General features: G+C 54.5%; 18 protein-coding genes and 1 tRNA gene. 12 read left to right on the top strand and 7 right to left on the bottom strand.

Annotated features, from left to right (window positions below; genetic code table 11):
- Positions 1-15 precede the first annotated feature (15 nt).
- From ccmA to KQJ19_RS12970, 8 genes are all read left to right on the top strand, one after another.
- Positions 16-636 carry a cytochrome c biogenesis heme-transporting ATPase CcmA gene (gene ccmA, locus KQJ19_RS13005; RefSeq protein WP_043017002.1) on the top strand — a complete coding sequence of 207 codons (621 nt, stop codon included), beginning with the start codon at positions 16-18 and terminating at the stop codon, positions 634-636.
- Entirely contained in the window at positions 633-1,292 is a 660-nt protein-coding gene (gene ccmB / locus KQJ19_RS13000; RefSeq protein WP_003027542.1) for a heme exporter protein CcmB, read from the top strand. Before ccmA ends, ccmB begins: the two co-directional genes overlap by 4 nt.
- 76 nt (positions 1,293-1,368) lie before the next feature.
- Positions 1,369-2,106, top strand: a complete 738-nt coding sequence (locus KQJ19_RS12995; protein ID WP_103766560.1) for a heme ABC transporter permease — start codon at positions 1,369-1,371, stop codon at positions 2,104-2,106.
- A complete protein-coding gene (ccmD, locus tag KQJ19_RS12990) occupies positions 2,103-2,315 on the top strand; it encodes a heme exporter protein CcmD (protein WP_016153768.1) in 213 nt (70 codons plus the stop codon). Before KQJ19_RS12995 ends, ccmD begins: the two co-directional genes overlap by 4 nt.
- Positions 2,312-2,791 (top strand): cytochrome c maturation protein CcmE, encoded by a 480-nt coding sequence (gene ccmE / locus KQJ19_RS12985; RefSeq protein WP_016153767.1) that lies wholly within the window; start codon positions 2,312-2,314, stop codon positions 2,789-2,791. Before ccmD ends, ccmE begins: the two co-directional genes overlap by 4 nt.
- Entirely contained in the window at positions 2,788-4,743 is a 1,956-nt protein-coding gene (locus KQJ19_RS12980) for a heme lyase CcmF/NrfE family subunit (protein ID WP_016153766.1), read from the top strand. Before ccmE ends, KQJ19_RS12980 begins: the two co-directional genes overlap by 4 nt.
- The gene (gene dsbE / locus KQJ19_RS12975) at positions 4,740-5,297 is read left to right on the top strand and encodes a thiol:disulfide interchange protein DsbE (RefSeq protein ID WP_003834613.1); all 558 of its coding nucleotides are present in this window, start codon (positions 4,740-4,742) and stop codon (positions 5,295-5,297) included. The genes KQJ19_RS12980 and dsbE overlap by 4 nt, the downstream gene beginning before the upstream one ends.
- Positions 5,294-6,343 carry a cytochrome c-type biogenesis protein CcmH gene (locus KQJ19_RS12970; RefSeq protein ID WP_049281462.1) on the top strand — a complete coding sequence of 350 codons (1,050 nt, stop codon included), beginning with the start codon at positions 5,294-5,296 and terminating at the stop codon, positions 6,341-6,343. Before dsbE ends, KQJ19_RS12970 begins: the two co-directional genes overlap by 4 nt.
- A gap of 59 nt (positions 6,344-6,402) precedes the next feature.
- Here KQJ19_RS12970 and narP read toward each other — a convergent pair whose 3' ends face one another.
- From narP to KQJ19_RS12950, 4 genes are all read right to left on the bottom strand, one after another.
- The gene (gene narP / locus KQJ19_RS12965) at positions 6,403-7,050 is read right to left on the bottom strand and encodes a nitrate/nitrite response regulator protein NarP (protein ID WP_016153764.1); all 648 of its coding nucleotides are present in this window, start codon (positions 7,048-7,050) and stop codon (positions 6,403-6,405) included.
- Between the two features lie 207 nt (positions 7,051-7,257).
- Positions 7,258-7,334 (bottom strand) — tRNA-Pro (locus tag KQJ19_RS12960).
- Between the two features lie 74 nt (positions 7,335-7,408).
- Positions 7,409-9,169, bottom strand: a complete 1,761-nt coding sequence (gene yejM / locus KQJ19_RS12955) for an LPS biosynthesis-modulating metalloenzyme YejM (protein ID WP_016153760.1) — start codon at positions 9,167-9,169, stop codon at positions 7,409-7,411.
- 31 nt (positions 9,170-9,200) lie between these two features.
- Positions 9,201-9,428, bottom strand: a complete 228-nt coding sequence (locus tag KQJ19_RS12950; protein WP_003027506.1) for a YejL family protein — start codon at positions 9,426-9,428, stop codon at positions 9,201-9,203.
- Between the two features lie 134 nt (positions 9,429-9,562).
- Here KQJ19_RS12950 and yejK point away from each other — a divergent pair, with 134 nt between their 5' ends.
- Positions 9,563-10,570, top strand: coding sequence for a nucleoid-associated protein YejK (gene yejK, locus KQJ19_RS12945; RefSeq protein WP_216403731.1), 1,008 nt, complete (start codon positions 9,563-9,565; stop codon positions 10,568-10,570).
- A 121-nt stretch (positions 10,571-10,691) separates the two neighbouring features.
- On the opposite strand, the gene rplY is transcribed toward yejK, so the two are convergent.
- Together rplY and KQJ19_RS12935 are read right to left on the bottom strand one after the other, a co-directional pair.
- Positions 10,692-10,976, bottom strand: a complete 285-nt coding sequence (gene rplY, locus KQJ19_RS12940) for a 50S ribosomal protein L25 (protein WP_016153758.1) — start codon at positions 10,974-10,976, stop codon at positions 10,692-10,694.
- A 124-nt stretch (positions 10,977-11,100) separates the two neighbouring features.
- Positions 11,101-12,861 carry a DEAD/DEAH box helicase gene (locus KQJ19_RS12935; protein WP_032931694.1) on the bottom strand — a complete coding sequence of 587 codons (1,761 nt, stop codon included), beginning with the start codon at positions 12,859-12,861 and terminating at the stop codon, positions 11,101-11,103.
- 150 nt (positions 12,862-13,011) lie between these two features.
- On the opposite strand from KQJ19_RS12935, the gene rsuA reads away from it, so the two are divergent.
- From rsuA to KQJ19_RS12920, 3 genes are all read left to right on the top strand, one after another.
- The gene (gene rsuA, locus KQJ19_RS12930; RefSeq protein WP_016153756.1) at positions 13,012-13,719 is read left to right on the top strand and encodes a 16S rRNA pseudouridine(516) synthase RsuA; all 708 of its coding nucleotides are present in this window, start codon (positions 13,012-13,014) and stop codon (positions 13,717-13,719) included.
- Between the two features lie 15 nt (positions 13,720-13,734).
- Complete coding sequence (locus tag KQJ19_RS12925; RefSeq protein ID WP_016153755.1) at positions 13,735-14,925, top strand: Bcr/CflA family multidrug efflux MFS transporter; 1,191 nt, start codon at positions 13,735-13,737, stop codon at positions 14,923-14,925.
- Positions 14,926-15,258: 333 nt separating this feature from the next.
- Complete coding sequence (locus tag KQJ19_RS12920) at positions 15,259-15,603, top strand: YejG family protein (RefSeq protein ID WP_029139605.1); 345 nt, start codon at positions 15,259-15,261, stop codon at positions 15,601-15,603.
- A gap of 3 nt (positions 15,604-15,606) precedes the next feature.
- On the opposite strand, the gene yejF is transcribed toward KQJ19_RS12920, so the two are convergent.
- On the bottom strand, positions 15,607-17,196 hold the full coding sequence (gene yejF, locus KQJ19_RS12915) for a microcin C ABC transporter ATP-binding protein YejF (protein WP_216403730.1): 1,590 nt from the start codon (positions 17,194-17,196) through the stop codon (positions 15,607-15,609).
- Positions 17,197-17,252 lie beyond the last annotated feature (56 nt).

The raw sequence follows: 17,252 nt of genomic DNA, 5'->3' as shown, positions 1-17,252 counted from the left end.
TGTAGATAACCAGGTATGCTTGAAGCCAGAGAATTACTTTGCGAGCGGGATGACAGAATACTGTTCAGCGATTTGTCATTTCGCGTCAACGCAGGGGAATGGGTACAAATTACCGGCAGCAACGGCGCAGGGAAAACCACTTTGCTGCGGTTACTTACCGGGCTGGCGCGTCCCGACGCAGGGGAGGTTTGCTGGCAAGAGCAACCGCTGCATCACGTGCGGGACAGCTACCATCAACAACTGCTGTGGATCGGACATCAGCCGGGGATAAAAACCCGGCTTTCGGCGTTGGAAAACCTGCGTTTCTTTCACCATGACGGCGACATCGCACAGTGTCTGGCTGCGCTGGCGCAGGCGGGGCTTGCCGGATATGAAGACATCCCGGTGAATCAACTCTCCGCCGGACAACAGCGCCGCGTGGCGCTGGCCCGTTTGTGGCTGACCCGCGCCCGGCTGTGGATCCTCGACGAACCCTTTACCGCCATTGATGTGAACGGCGTTGAGCGACTGACTCAGCGTATGGCGCAGCATACGGAGCAGGGCGGTATTGTTATTCTCACCACCCACCAACCGCTCAATGTAGAGACCGATAAAGTGCGACGTATTGCGCTGACCAGCGAGAGGGCAACGCAATGATGTGGCGAATCTTCCGTTTAGAACTACGAGTTGCGTTTCGTCATAGTGCGGAAATCGCCAATCCTTTATGGTTCTTCCTGATTGTTATTACGCTGTTCCCGCTGAGCATTGGGCCGGAGCCGCAACTGCTGGCACGTATTGCACCGGGCATCATCTGGGTTGCGGCGCTGCTGGCGTCGTTGCTGGCGCTGGAGCGCCTGTTTCGTGATGATCTGCAGGACGGCAGCCTTGAGCAACTGATGCTGCTGCCGTTGCCGCTGCCGGCAGTGGTGCTGGCGAAAGTGATGGCGCACTGGGTCGTGACCGGCCTGCCGCTGCTGATCCTCTCGCCGCTGGTGGCGTTGCTGCTGGGCATGGATATGTACGGCTGGAAAATTATGGCGCTGACCTTGTTACTCGGGACGCCGACGCTGGGCTTCCTCGGCGCGCCGGGCGTGGGGTTGACGGTGGGCTTAAAGCGCGGCGGCGTGCTGTTAAGCGTGCTGGTACTCCCGCTCACCATACCCTTACTGATTTTTGCGACCGCGGCGATGGATGCGGCTTCCATGCACTTACCGGTTGAAGGGTACATGGCGATTCTGGGCGCGTTGCTGGTCGGCAGCGCCACGCTAAGCCCGTTTGCCACAGCTGCGGCGTTACGGATCAGCGTGCAGTAGCGCAGTTGAGATATGCAGGCCGGGCAAGGCGCCCCGGCACAACGGATATTAATTTACGGAGTCTGGTGACTGAACTATGTGGAAAACACTTCATCAATTGGCGATGCCTCCTCGGCTCTATCAGATCTGCGGCTGGTTTATCCCGTGGCTGGCGATTGCCAGCGCGGTGGTACTGATAACCGGGTTGATCTGGGGCTTTGGCTTCGCGCCTGCGGATTATCAGCAGGGGCAGAGCTATCGCATTATTTATCTGCACGTTCCGGCAGCAATCTGGTCGATGGGTATTTATGCATCGATGGCCGTTGCCGCGTTTATTGGCCTGGTCTGGCAGATGAAAATGGCCAATCTGGCGCTGGCCGCGATGGCGCCCATTGGTGCCGTGTTTACCTTTATTGCGCTGGTGACGGGCTCTGCATGGGGCAAACCGATGTGGGGCACCTGGTGGGTCTGGGATGCCCGACTCACCTCTGAACTGGTGCTGCTGTTTCTCTACGTTGGCGCCATTGCGCTGTGGCATGCCTTTGACGACCGCCGTCTGGCTGGTCGCGCTGCCGGCATTCTGGTGCTGATTGGCGTGGTCAACTTGCCGATTATTCACTACTCGGTCGAGTGGTGGAATACGCTGCATCAGGGGTCGACCCGTATGCAGCAGAGTATCGATCCGGCAATGCGCGCGCCGCTGCGTCTGGCGATCGTCGGCTACCTGTTACTGTTTGTCACGCTGGTGCTGATGCGCATGCGTAACCTGATTTTGATGATGGAAAAACGCCGCCCGTGGGTGAGCGAACTGATCTTAAAAAGAGGCCGCCAATGACCCCTGCATTTGCATCATGGAGTGATTTTTTCGCGATGGGCGGTTACGCCTTGTATGTCTGGCTGGCTGTGGCGATGAGCATTGTCCCGCTGGTGGCGCTGGTGCTGCATTCTGCGTTACAGCATCGTGCAATCTTACGCGGTGTCGCGCAGCAGCGGGCGAGAGAAGCGCGCATGCGCGCGGCGCAAGTGCAACGGGAGGCGGCGTGAATATTCGACGTAAAAATCGGTTATGGATAGCCTGCGCGGTCCTGGCAGGTCTGGCTTTGACCATTTCGCTGGTACTCTACGCGCTGCGTTCCAATATCGACCTGTTCTATACGCCGGGAGAAATACTCTACGGGAAGCGCGAAACGCAGCAAATGCCTGAAGTCGGCCAGCGCCTGCGCGTGGGCGGTATGGTAATGCCTGGCAGCGTAAAGCGCGATCCGCAGTCGTTGAAGGTGAATTTCAGCATCTATGACGCCGAAGGTGTGGTGGATGTCACCTATGAAGGCATTCTGCCGGATCTGTTCCGCGAAGGGCAGGGCGTCGTCGTTCAGGGCGAACTGGACGGGGGAAATCATGTGCAGGCCAAAGAAGTGCTTGCTAAACATGATGAAAATTACACCCCGCCGGAAGTCGAAAAAGCGATGCAGGAAAACCACCGTCGCCCGGAAAGTGTTTATAAGGATAAAACGTCATGATGCCTGAAATTGGCAATGCGCTGTTGTGCCTTGCGCTTGGCGTTGCATTACTGCTGTCGGTCTATCCGCTGTGGGGCGTAGCGCGCGGCGACGTGCGGATGATGGCCTCCGCGCGTCCCTTTGCCTGGGTACTGTTTATCTGTGTGATGGGGGCGTTCCTGATTCTGGTCAACGCCTTCGTGGTTAATGACTTTACCGTGACCTACGTCGCCAGCAACTCCAACACCCAGCTTCCGGTCTGGTATCGGGTGGCGGCGACGTGGGGGGCGCATGAAGGCTCGCTGCTGCTGTGGGTGCTGCTGATGAGCGGCTGGACGTTCGCCGTTGCAGCGTTCAGCCAGCGCATGCCGCTGGATATCGTCGCCCGCGTGCTTGCGGTCATGGGAATGGTCAGCGTCGGTTTCCTGCTGTTTATTCTGTTTACCTCCAACCCGTTTGCCCGCACGTTGCCGAACTTCCCGATTGAAGGACGTGACCTGAACCCGCTGTTGCAGGATCCGGGGCTGATTTTCCATCCGCCGCTGCTGTACATGGGGTATGTCGGCTTCTCGGTCGCCTTTGCGTTTGCGATTGCTGCGCTGATGAGCGGTCGACTGGACAGCACATTCGCCCGTTTTTCGCGTCCGTGGACGCTGGCGGCGTGGGTGTTTCTGACGCTGGGCATTGTGCTCGGTTCGGCCTGGGCCTATTACGAGCTGGGCTGGGGCGGCTGGTGGTTCTGGGATCCGGTTGAAAACGCCTCGTTTATGCCATGGCTAGTGGGAACGGCGCTGATGCACTCGTTGTCGGTAACCGAACAGCGCGCCAGCTTTAAAGCCTGGACGCTGTTGCTGTCAATCTGCGCATTCTCACTTTGTCTGTTAGGTACTTTCCTGGTGCGCTCCGGCGTACTGGTGTCGGTACATGCTTTCGCCTCCGATCCGTCGCGCGGGATGTTTATTCTGGCCTTTATGGTGCTGGTAATTGGCGGCTCCCTGCTGCTGTTTGCGGTGCGCGGTCACAAGGTTCGCTCACGGGTGAACAACGCGCTGTGGTCGCGTGAATCACTGCTGCTGGGGAATAACGTCCTGCTGATTGCCGCCATGCTGGTGGTGCTACTGGGCACGCTGCTGCCGCTGGTGCACAAACAGCTGGGGCTGGGCAGCATTTCGATTGGCGAGCCGTTTTTCAACACCATGTTCACCTGGCTGATGGCGCCGTTCGCACTGTTGTTGGGGATTGGGCCATTAGTGCGCTGGGGCCGTGACCGACCGCGTAAACTGAAAACGCTATTGCTTATCGCGTTTGTCACCACCCTTGTTCTGTCGCTGCTGCTGCCGTGGCTGCTTGAGGATCGCATTGCCGCCATGACAGTGGTGGGGCTGGCGATGGCGTGCTGGATATTCGTACTGGCGATGTCCGAAGCGTTCCTGCGTATTTCCCGTGGGACAAAGCTAACGCCAAGCTACTGGGGCATGGTATCGGGTCACGTCGGGCTGGCGATTACCATTGTTGGTATTGCCTTTAGCCAGAACTACAGCGTTGAACGCGATGTGCGCATGAAAGCGGGTGATAGCGTTAGTATCCATAACTATCAGTTCACTTTCCGCGAAGTGAAAGATATTACCGGGCCAAACTACCGGGGCGGCGTTGCCATTATTGGCGTTACCCGAGATGGTAAGCCGGAAGCCACGCTGCATGCGGAAAAACGCTTCTATAACAGCACCAGTTCGATGATGACCGAAGCGGCAATTGACGGCGGATTCACGCGCGATCTGTACGCTGCGCTGGGTGAAGAACTGGATAATGGCGCATGGGCTGTACGCCTGTACTACAAACCGTTTATTCGCTGGATTTGGGCCGGAGGATTGCTGATGGCGCTGGGCGGGTTGTTCTGCCTGTTTGATCCACGCTATCGCCAGCGGACGCGTCCTCGCGCCGCGGTGCAAAAAAATGCGTCGGAGGCTGTATGAAGCGCAACGCACTGTTAATTCCGTTTATTATTTTTCTCATCATTGCGGCGGCGCTGTTGTGGCAGCTCGCGCGTAACGCTCAGGGGGACGATCCCACTAATCTGGAATCGGCGCTGATCGGCAAACCTGTTCCGACATTCCGCCTGGAGTCACTGGAAAATCCGGGTCAGCACTATCAGGCCGATGTGCTGACGCAGGGCAAACCGGTATTGCTGAACGTCTGGGCGACCTGGTGCCCAACCTGTCGCGCCGAGCATCAGTATCTGAATCAGCTGTCTGCGCAAGGCGTGCGGGTAGTGGGTCTGAACTATAAAGATGATCGTCAGAAAGCCATTGTCTGGCTGAAAGAGCTGGGTAATCCTTACTCATTAAGTCTGTTTGACGGCGACGGTATGCTCGGTCTGGATCTTGGCGTGTACGGTGCTCCGGAGACGTTCCTGATCGACGGCAAAGGCATTATTCGCTATCGCCATGCCGGCGATCTGAACGCCCGGGTGTGGGAGAGCGAGATCAAACCGTTATGGGACAAGTACAGTAAGGAGGCTGCGCAATGAGATTTTTACTGGGCCTGCTAATGCTGGTTATCTCGGGATCCGCGCTTGCGACTATCGACGTGATGCAGTTTAAGGACGAAGCGCAGGAGCAGCAGTTCCGCCAGCTTACTGAACAACTGCGTTGTCCTAAATGCCAGAACAACAGCATTGCCGATTCTAACTCGATGATTGCCACCGACCTGCGTCAGAAAGTGTACGAACTGATGCAGGAAGGAAAAAGCCAGAAAGAAATTGTCGATTACATGGTGGCGCGCTACGGCAACTTCGTCACGTACGATCCGCCGTTAACGCCGCTCACCGTGCTGCTGTGGGTGATGCCGGTGGTAGCGATTGGTCTGGGGGGCTGGATTATTTTCGCCCGTACTCGCCGACGCGTTCGGGTGAAACAGGAAGCGTTTCCTGACGATGTTATTCCGAATGGCAAGCGCGGTGGATTCGGGTTGTTTGTGCCTGGTATCGTGGTGGCGCTGGTGGTTGGCGCAGTAAGCTATTACCAAATCGGCAGCTATAAGCAGGTTCAGGTCTGGCAGCAGGCCACTGCTCAGGCTCCGGCGCTGCTGGAGCGGGCGTTGGATCCGAAAGCGGAACCGCTCAATGAAGAAGATATGGCGCGTCTGGCGCTGGGGCTGCGCACGCGTTTACAAGCCGATCCCGCAAATGTTGAAGGCTGGATCATGCTTGGACGCATTGGCATGGTTCTCGGTAACGCCAGTACGGCCACTGAAGCCTATGCCAATGCCTATCGACTGGATCCTAAAAACAGCGATGCGGCGCTGGGCTATGCGGAAGCGCTGACCCGTTCTTCCGATCCTGATGATAACCGTCGGGGAGGGGAGCTGTTACGCCAACTGGTGCGTGGCGAACATGCCAACGTGCGAGTTCTCAGCATGTACGCTTTCAACGCCTTTGAACAGCAGCGCTTCGGCGAGGCGGTTGCGGCGTGGGAGATGATGCTGAAACTATTACCTGCCAACGATACCCGTCGGGCGGTAATAGAACGGAGCATTAAGCAGGCGATGGAGCAGCTAACGCCGCAGGAGAAATAAGTATCCAGAATAGCCCCGATAGCGCTTCGCATATCGGGGCTATCCGGCCTCTTCATGGATTACTGCATTCCACGCGTTTGTAAAAACAGGATAGTGGCAGCAACGCGAGAGCGCACATTGAGTTTGCGCAGCAGGTTGCGAATATGCACTTTCACGGTCTGTTCGGAAATATTCAGCACTGACGCAATCTGCTTGTTCGACAGCCCCTGAGCCAGTTCATGCAATACATCCAGTTCACGTTCGGTGAGAATGCTGAAGGGATCTTCTTGTGCGCCGAACAGATCGCGTTCGCGCAGATATTCGCTGACGCGTGTGCTAAAAGCTTTACCGCCTTTGGCGCCGCTGCGAATGGCCTCCAGCAAGACTTCAGGATCGCTGTCTTTGAGTAAATAACCATCCGCGCCGGCATCAATTAAGGCGTACACATCGCTGGCTGCATCCGAGACGGTAAGAATAATAATTTGCGCGGTGACGCCATCCCGGCGCAGCGCATTCAGGGTGTCCAGTCCGCTCATGCCTTTCATATTGAGATCCAGCAGGATCACATCCAGGTCCAGACGGTTAGCCAGATCGATAGCGCTGGCGCCGTCACCTGCTTCCGCGACTACGTTAAATGCGGGATCCAGTTGCAATAATTGACTAATTCCTCGCCGCATTAGTGGGTGGTCGTCGACAATCAGCACCCGAAAAGGCGTTGCTTCAGGCATACTATTCTCCTGAGTTTTTATTAGTATCATTATTGTTTTCAGCGCATCACTCGTCTAGTTTCATCGCGCTGATGAGAGGGTAAATTTTACCCCAATTTGTGCATGGGTAAGTAGTAAAACCTGTGCTAAAGGCCGGGGTAATAATAAGGAACGTGGAATCGCGGGCATAAAAAAACCAACCATGAAGGTTGGTTTTTCTGGGATTTTTGGTCGGCACGAGAGGATTTGAACCTCCGACCCCCGACACCCCATGACGGTGCGCTACCAGGCTGCGCTACGTGCCGACGCTATGGCTGCTAATACTACTGCTTTCCGCTGCGAATGCAAGGGGAAGCATCGCTAAGTGATTTATAATTAATCAGTTAGCAATAAATCGTTTCTCATCCGTCAGAACCTGTAGCAGCAGGCTTAGCTGCGGTTTCTGATCTTTTATTTTTTCGCCGCGTAAATCATAGGTCTGATAATTACCGTTGTTGTTCAGCACCAGCGTCATCTCTGGTGTGGTAACGGCCATCGTGCTGCCGTCGGCGGCGGTAACCCAGTAATGGCGGCGGTTTGCATTGAACAGATCCTGCCCCTGCGAGTATTCGTTAGCAGGCGTGCTGACGTGCAGCAGGCGCTGCATGAGCGTTGTCATCAGGTCTGTATGATCGGTCAGGCTATTGATGCGTTGGGCAGGCGTTCCCGGCCAGTGAATAACCAGCGGAACCTGCAGATGGCCACGCGACCAGGCAAAATTGTTCTCTTCCTGAGTCAGCGGCACGCCCCGACCTGCGGTAATAATCACTACCGTGTTGTTCAGTTTACCGGAGTCGCGCAGGGCACTAAGAATACGGTTAATATTGGCATCCACATCCTGAGCGGCACTGGCATAGCGTTTGGCAAAGTTCTTCTGGTTGCTGTTATCAAGGTTCGTCCCGTTAAAGGAGACCCACGAGAACCAGCGGTTATCTTCCTGCGCGTAGCGCCCCAGCCAGTTAATCCACTGGCTTGCGGTTTGTTCGTCAGATTGCGTTTGTACGCTTGGCATGGAGAAGTCTGACAGCAGCGCCTGGCGATACAGCGGGCTGGTAAAGCCATCCGAGGAGAATAGCCCTAACTGGTAACCCTGCTGGTTCAGTGCAGTAATCAGCGCCGCAGGCGTACGGGTCGACAAAATGCCGTCCATGTAGCTTGGCGAGACACCATAGAACAGGCCAAAGATCCCGTTATCCGTGGTGTTGCCTGAGCTCATGTGACGCGTAAACGAGATATTCTGCCCGGCGAATTCAGCCAGCGCAGGCATCTGTTTTTCAAAGCGTGAGTAGTTCAGACCGTCGACGGTAATCAGCAGCACGTTCTGACCGGTGCCCATATCGCGATAGCGCAGTTCGCTGAGCGGGTACTGCACGGAAACCGCTTCTGGATTGCCCTGTTCGATCAGGCGACGCTGATACTCTTGCGCATCCAGCAGGCCATGTTTTTCCAGGAATTTACGTGCCGTCATCGGGTAGGAGAGCGGCAGATTCGCACGCTGCATGGTAATCGGGCGATAGAAATTGGCATCCGCCCAGATATACACCACGTGCGAGGCGATAAAGGAAACGAAGAAGAATGCTGCTAACGGTTTGGCAAAATGGCGACGACGCGTCAGGCTGCGCAGCTTTTGCCAGCTCCAGGTTGCAAACAGCATTTCAATTAACAGAATAACCGGTACGCTGATAAACATCAGCTGCCAGTCACGCGCCGCTTCATTCTGGTCTGGGTTGATGACCAGTTCCCAGACGATTGGATTGAGATGCAGGTGGAAGCGGGTGAAAACTTCGCTGTCGATTAGCAACAGCGTCATGCCAGCCGTCGCCAGAATAGCTGATAAGAATCGCATCAGCCTCTGGGACATGACGATAAACGTCAGGGGAAACAGGATCAGCAGATAGGTGGCGAACACCAGAAAGCTAAAATGCCCGACAACGCTCAGGTAGGAATAAACACGACCTGCAAGGGTTGTCGGCCAGTCGGCGACAAACAGGTAACGGCTACCGAGCACCATGGCCAACAGAATGTTGAACAAGGCAAACCAGTGCCCCCAGCTAACCATCTGGGAGACTTTCTCACGGTAGCGTTGACGATGAGTTACCATAAACTGTTGTTCGTTTCCCCGGAGCAGGCTCTTAATGCGCTTGGTCGTCGTTTACCGAAGACTGCAATGCGCGGGCAAAAGAGTTGGCAATCGCCTGGCGCTGGGCCGGTGCGATGCTTGTATTGATAAGGTTAGTCACCATATTTCCCAGTACCATCAGGGAAAGGTCGGTCGGCGCCTTATGTTTTTCCAGTACGTTGAGCATCTCATTCAGCAGTTGTTCAACATGTTCGTCACTATAGCGGGAAATTTGTGGCATAAATCGAAATCAGTCTGTTCATGAAAGGGCAACATATTACCGTACAGACAGTTTTTTTTCTGCTTTTTTATCTTCTATTGCGTCACTGCCCGGCAGGTGGTTGAATACCGCCCGGTCTAAAAGGAGAGTTTATCATGAGTCTGGATATCAACCAGATTGCCCTGCACCAGCTTATCAAACGTGACGAGCAGAACCTTGAGCTGGTCTTGCGCGATTCATTACTGGAACCGACAGCGACCGTTGTCGATATGATGGCTGAGTTGCATCGGGTATACAGCGCCAAGAATAAAGCTTATGGCCTGTTTAGCGCAGAGAGTGAACTGGCGCAAACGCTGCGTTTACAGCGTCAGGGCGAAGAGGATTTTCTGGCCTTTAGTCGTGCAGCGACTGGGCGCTTGCGAGACGAACTGGCGAAATATCCTTTTGCTGATGGCGGCATTGTCCTGTTCTGCCATTACCGCTATCTGGCGGTAGAGTATCTGCTGGTTGCCGTGCTGAACAATTTAAGCAGTATGCGCGTCAATGAAAATCTGGATATCAACCCGACGCACTATCTGGATATCAATCATGCGGATATCGTGGCGCGTATTGATTTAACCGAGTGGGAAACCAACCCGGAGTCCACGCGCTATCTGACGTTCCTGAAAGGGCGGGTAGGGCGCAAAGTCGCCGATTTCTTTATGGACTTCCTGGGTGCCAGCGAGGGTCTTAACGCTAAAGCGCAAAACCGCGGCCTGTTGCAGGCGGTCGATGACTTTACTGCCGAGGCCCGACTCGATAAAGCTGAACGCCAGAACGTGCGTCAGCAGGTCTACAGCTACTGTAACGAGCAACTGCAGGCCGGTGAAGAGATCGAGTTGGAGTCGCTGTCCAAAGAGCTTTCCGGCGTCAGTGAAGTCAGCTTCAGCGAATTTACCGCTGATAAAGGCTACGAGCTGGAAGAGAGCTTCCCGGCGGATCGCAGCACGCTGCGTCAGTTAACCAAATTTGCCGGAAGCGGCGGCGGGTTAACCATCAACTTCGACGCCATGTTACTGGGTGAGCGTATTTTCTGGGATCCAGCCACAGATACTTTGACCATCAAAGGTACGCCGCCGAACCTGCGCGATCAGCTACAGCGTCGTACCTCGGGCGGGAAATAAAGCCGTTTGCCGGATGGGGGCGTTAACGCCCCCATCCGGCCTGTGTGATTCATCTTTACCGCCAACAAAATCCCATAAAAAAACCCCGCCGAGGCGGGGTTTTTCTTCAACTTGTAAGCGATTACGCGCGAACGAAGTCGATGTGTGCCAGCTTCGGCTTGAACGGGTGACGCTGTACTGCCTGAGCTTTAACTTTAACTTCTTTACCGTCGACAACGATGGTCAGAACTTCGCTGTAGAATTCAGCTTTAGCTTGCATGTTCATAACTGCATCGTGATCCAGTTCGATAGCAACCGGGGCTTCTGCGCCACCATAGATGATTGCCGGGAACTTGTTAGCGGCACGCAGGCGGCGGCTCGCACCCTTACCCTGCTCTTTACGTACTTCAGCGTTGATAGTAAACATTTAAATCTCTCTTTAATAATTCCTGCTACAGGCGACCCAGCAACAGGTAAGTGATCTGCTTTGCGTATGCAAAAGCGGGCGAGATTCTATACTTAAACGGCTGGTACATCAATCAAAAGTACGATTAACCGCGTAATTCATGTGCCCGACGATAGCGTCCTTCATAATCGAAGACCTTTTCACGGACCTGCCAGTACTGACCTTTCATGCGCGCCACCACGAAATCAGGATGACGTAACAGCGCCTGCTGGGCGAGGATATCGGCGGCGGTTATCCAGCGTAAGGGAATACCGGGCGTTCGGGTGTGCGGGCGAATAAACAGTTGCTCGAAAGCCGTACGTTGCGCGGGAGTATGCAGGCGAAAGCGTTCGCTAACGTCGGCACCATCTTCATCGTAATAGGTGATTTTTAGCCATTCGCCTTTTTCATCCTGGCCGTTTTGTAACACCATGCCGCTACAGCGCAGGACCAGCGCATCTTTGAGCCTGAGCGCGGCTTTCAGCATGTCATCCGGGTCAACCAGCACCGTGTCGCACTCCCGACAGCGGCGGGCGGCGATATCATTTTCCGCGTTGCATTGTGGGCAGTTTTTAAAACGAAAACGAAAATCGCACTGTTCGCGATGGCCGTCATCATCTTCAAACCACCCCTGACAGCGGCGGCCAAAGTGTTCAATCAGCGTGCCGTCTGCCGTTGTTTTGCCCCAGAAGGTGTTTGCAAACCCGCAGGCGGGACAGAACACCTGCACCGGAACGTTATCGCTTTTCCCTTTCGGCGCCCCCACTTCCGGCGCGTAAAGATCGTGCGGGTTACCGGCATAATCGAGGATCAGACAGTCGGTTTTACCCGGCGCCAGGCGCAGGCCGCGACCGACAATTTGTTGGTAAAGGCTAACTGACTCCGTCGGGCGCAGAATGGCGATAAGGTCGACGTGCGGGGCATCGAAGCCAGTGGTCAGGACCGACACATTCACCAGATAGCGAAAGCGCTGGGCTTTGAACTCTTCAATCAGTACATCACGCTCAGCGCCAGGCGTGTCTCCAGTGATTAGCGCGGCATCGTCAGCAGGCAGCAGGCCCAGAATTTCTTTGGCGTGCTCCACTGTGGCGGCGAAAATCATCACCCCTTTGCGCGTCTGGGCAAACTCGACAATCTGGCTGATGATATGCGGCGTTATTCGCTGCTGCTTTTTCAGTTCCTGATTGAGATCTGTTTCGCTAAACAGGCCGTTACTCTGCGCCTGCAGGCGGCTGAAGTCATACTGCACTACCGGCATGTCGAGGCGTTCTGGCGGCGTCAGGTAGCCGTGTTTAATCATGTAACGCAACGGTAATTCATAAATGCAGTCACGAAACAGCGCTTTTTCATCGCCGCGCACCATACCGTGATAATGAAAGTGATAAATCCAGCCTTTGCCCAAACGAAAAGGAGTGGCAGTAAGCCCGAGCAGGCGTAAGTGGGGATTTACTTTGGTCAGGTGAGTGAGGATTTGCTGATATTGACTCTCGTCATCATCACCAATACGGTGACATTCATCGACGATAAGCAGCGAGAACTCTCCCTGAAAGGCGTCAAGATTACGCGCTACCGACTGTACGCTGCCAAATACCACTTTCCCGTGGCTCTCTTTACGCTTCAGTCCTGCGGCAAAAATATCGGCTTCCAGCCCCAGCGCGCGATATTTGGCATGGTTTTGCGCGACCAGTTCTTTAACGTGCGCCAGTATCAGTACGCGACCACGCGCCACGCGGGCCAGTTCAGCAATCACCAGGCTTTTTCCCGCACCGGTTGGCAGGACGATAACCGCTGGCGTGCGATGGTGGCGGAAATGGTTGAGCGTGGCATCCACGGCTTCTTTTTGGTACGGGCGAAGAGTAAAAATCATGGGCTCATTAAGGTAAGCAGCAACAATGTATAGTATGCCATGAATCATTTCCCTTGAGGGATGGTGTAACGCCGCTATACTGGGCGGATAATCGTCCCACTTTTCGGGCGCAATCCCGCTTCTTGTTTTTTACAGGCAAAAATCACACTCATGCGACTTGATAAATTTATCGCTCAGCAACTCGGCGTCAGCCGCGCTATTGCCGGGCGTGAGATCCGTGCTAACCGCGTTACCGTCGACGGTGAAATCGTCAAAAACAGTGCCTTTAAGCTGCTGCCAGAACACGACGTAGAATATGACGGCAATTCCCTGATTCAACAAAATGGCCCGCGCTATTTTATGCTGAATAAACCTCAGGGCTATGTTTGCTCAACGGATGACCCGGATCACCCGACAGTGCTCTATTTCCTTGATGAGCCGGTTGCCTACAAACTGCATGCGGCAGGGCGCCTGGATATCGACACCACCGGACTGGTGCTGATGACCGATGACGGACAGTGGTCGCATCGCATCACTTCACCACGTCACCATTGTGAGAAAACCTATCTGGTGACGCTGGAGTCGCCGGTGGCAGATGACACCGCCGAACAGTTTGCCCATGGCGTACAACTGCATAATGAGAAAGACCTGACCAAACCGGCCGTGCTGGAGGTTATTACGCCAACTCAGGTGCGATTGACCATCAGCGAAGGGCGCTATCATCAGGTTAAACGTATGTTTGCCGCCGTCGGTAACCACGTTGTGGAACTGCACCGTGAACGGATTGGTGACATCAAGCTTGATGAGGATCTGGAGCCGGGTGAATACCGTCCATTGACCGAAGAAGAAATCGCCAGCGTTAACTTAACCCCGCGTTAATTTCAGGAGCTAAATGTGACCACCCGGCAGAACTCGTCAATTGCCATTGTCTTTATCCTTGGCTTGTTAGCCATGCTGATGCCGTTGTCGATTGATATGTATCTTCCGGCGCTACCTGTTATCTCTGAACAGTTTGGTGTGCCTGCAGGTAGCGCGCAGATGACCCTCAGTACCTATATTCTTGGGTTCGCGGTGGGGCAGTTACTCTATGGTCCAATGGCTGACAGCATTGGGCGCAAGCCGGTGATTCTGGGCGGGACGCTGGTGTTTGCGGCGGCGGCAGTTGCCTGTGCGCTGGCACAAACTATCGATCAACTGATCGTGATGCGTTTCTTCCATGGTCTGGCTGCGGCAGCGGCGAGCGTGGTTATCAACGCCCTGATGCGCGATATCTATCCGAAGGAAGAGTTTTCGCGCATGATGTCCTTTGTCATGCTGGTCACGACAATTGCACCCTTACTGGCACCCATCGTGGGCGGCTGGGTATTGGTATGGCTGAGCTGGCACTACATCTTTTGGATCCTCGCCGTGGCGGCTATTCTGGCGTCGGTGATGATCTTTACGCTGATCAAAGAGACCTTGCCGGTTGAGCGCCGCCAGCCGTTTCGCTTGCGTACTACTCTCGGCAACTTTGCCTCGCTGTTTCGCCACAAGCGTGTACTGAGCTATATGCTGGCCAGTGGGTTTAGTTTTGCCGGGATGTTCTCGTTCCTGAGCGCCGGACCTTTTGTTTACATTGAGATTAACCACGTTTCACCGCAGCATTTCGGCTATTACTTCGCGCTGAACATTGTTTTCCTGTTCGTGATGACCATCATCAACAGCCGCTTTGTTCGTCGGGTTGGGGCGTTGAATATGTTCCGTACTGGCCTGTGGATCCAGTTCGTGATGGCGGGCTGGATGGTCTTTAGCGCGCTGTTCGGGGTTGGTTTCTGGGCGCTGGTGGTGGGCGTTGCGGCGTTTGTTGGCTGCGTGTCGATGGTGTCATCCAACGCCATGGCAGTCATTCTGGATGAATTTCCGCATATGGCGGGAACGGCGTCATCGCTGGCAGGGACGTTCCGTTTTGGCATTGGCGCCATCGTTGGGGCGCTGCTGTCACTGGCGACCTTTAACTCGGCCTGGCCGATGATCTGGTCGATAGCGTTTTGCGCTACCTGCTCAATTCTCTTCTATCTCTACGCCAGCCGCGCCAAAAAACGGTGATCTATTACACAACCTGGGGGCGATAGGGCCTCCAGAGTTGATGTACATCAACCGAAAATCTATCAATTTCCCCGCTTATGTTTATTTTATGTAAAATCAATTTATGTAAAAAGTCACATCATTGTAGTTAAAAAGGTTGAGTTAGATCGCAGAAACGAGTACATATAGCGCGGAAATATGCCAGAACCGTTGAATAAATTTAAATATTTGGTTCGGAAAGTGGCATAAAGTCAGGGTGTAAACGTTTACGAACTGTTTAAAGACGTATTGTCAATGATGTGTTAATATTGATGTAAAATAATTGTGAAGTGATTGTACTTCCAGGGAAAGAAAGTGATGACATTACAACTCTCAATCGTTCATCGTCTGCCACAGTGCTATCGTTGGTCGGTGGGTTTCGCAGGTTCAAAGGTTGAACCGATTCCGCAAAACGGTCAGAGCAATGAGAACAGCCTGGTGGCGCTCAAATTGCTTAGCCCTGATGGCGACAGTGCGTGGTCAGTCATGCATAAACTCAGCCAGGCCCTCAGCGACATTGAGGTACCTTGTTCCGTGTTGGAATGCGAAGGAGAGCCGTGCCTGTTTGTGAATCGCCAGGATGAATTTGCCGCGACCTGCAGACTGAAAAATTTCGGCGTGGCCATCGCAGAGCCGTTTTCAAATAACAATCCGTTTTGAGCGTCAGCTTAGCGCGAGCAGCTGACGCGTATATGCCTGCTGTGGCGCGTTAAATACGTGCTCGCATTGTCCTTGCTCCACGACCTCTCCCTGCCTTAGCACAATAACCTGATGGCATAACGCGCGTACTACGTGCAAATCATGGCTGATAAAGATATAAGCCAGGCGATGCTTTTCCTGTAAAGACTTTAACAACGTCAGGATTTGCGCCTGTACGGTTCTGTCGAGCGACGATGTTGGTTCATCCAGAATGATCAGGGAAGGCTTGAGAATCAAGGCTCTGGCAATGGCTATGCGTTGACGTTGACCGCCGGAAAACTCCGCCGGGTAACGATGCCGCGTTTCGCTATCCAGTCCCACTTCCGCCATTACCGCTTTCACCTGCGCTTCGCGCTGTTCGGCTGACAGAGTTGGCTGATGAACGCGTAGTCCCTCCTCAATAATCTGTAGCACGCTCAGGCGCGGGTTCAGCGAGGAGTTGGGATCCTGAAAAACAACCTGAATGCGGTGACGTACCGGTAACAGCTGGCGGCGATTTAAGGTATGCAGCGCCAGGCCATCGAACACAATGCTTCCCTGTGAGGTGATTAACCTCAGTAGCGCCAGCCCGGTAGTGCTTTTCCCCGATCCTGACTCCCCGACCAGCCCCAGCGTTTCACCGGGCCGGAGGGAAAAACTGACGTTGTTAACCACAACGTTATGGTCCACCACGCGCTTCAGGATACCTTTACGGATGGGGAAGGCAACGCAGAGTTTTTCCACTTCCAGCAATGGCGCTTGCCCGGCAGGTACAGGCACCGGATCGCCGGAAGGTTCGCTGTTTAACAATTTCTGCGTGTAGGGATGCGTTGGCGCAGTGAGCAGCCGTGCTGCTCGATTTTGCTCAACGCACTGGCCGTTTTGCATCACCGCAACGGTATCGGCCAGTTTTTTCACAATGCTGAGGTTGTGGGTGATAAACAGTAGTCCCATGTTCAGCTCGTGCTGTAGCTCCCGCAGCAACTGCAGGATTTGCGCCTGTACGGAGACATCCAGCGCGGTGGTCGGTTCATCGGCAATAAGCAGCTCCGGTCGCGTAAGCAGCGCCATGGCGATCATCACGCGCTGGCGTTCACCGCCGGACAGCTGGTGCGGATAGTCTGCGAGACGTTTGGCCGCCTGACGGATGCCGACGCGATCCAGACAGGTCAGTATTTCTGCCCGCGCGGCCTCCCGACGCATTCCCCGATGCAGCGACAGCACTTCATACAGCTGTTTTTCCAGGTTGTGAAGCGGGTTTAGCGACACCATTGGCTCCTGGAAAATCATGGCGATTTTATTCCCGCGAACGCCGCGAAGCGTCTGCTCATCGGCATGAAGCAATGATTCGCCATGAAAACGGATGTCGCCGGAAAGGTAGACTGCGGGAGGGGTCGGTAATAACCGTAGAATAGAAAGTGCGGTCACGCTTTTACCCGAACCGGACTCGCCCACCAGCGCCAGAGTTTGCCCGGCTTCAACCCTCAGTGAGAGGGTATTGACCACGGTGCGCACGGTCTCCTGTTGGCGAAAACCTACCGATAAATTTTCAATAGTTAATAGCGGTTGTGTCATCTTAAATCGCCTTGTTGGGATCGAACGCGTCGCGTACCGCTTCACCAATAAATATC

The organism is Citrobacter sp. S46_ASV_140 (assembly GCF_018919545.1).
Taxonomy (GTDB): domain Bacteria; phylum Pseudomonadota; class Gammaproteobacteria; order Enterobacterales; family Enterobacteriaceae; genus Citrobacter; species Citrobacter braakii.
The sequence above is the reverse complement of the archived record's forward strand: the minus strand, read 5'-3'. Positions and strand labels throughout refer to the sequence as shown.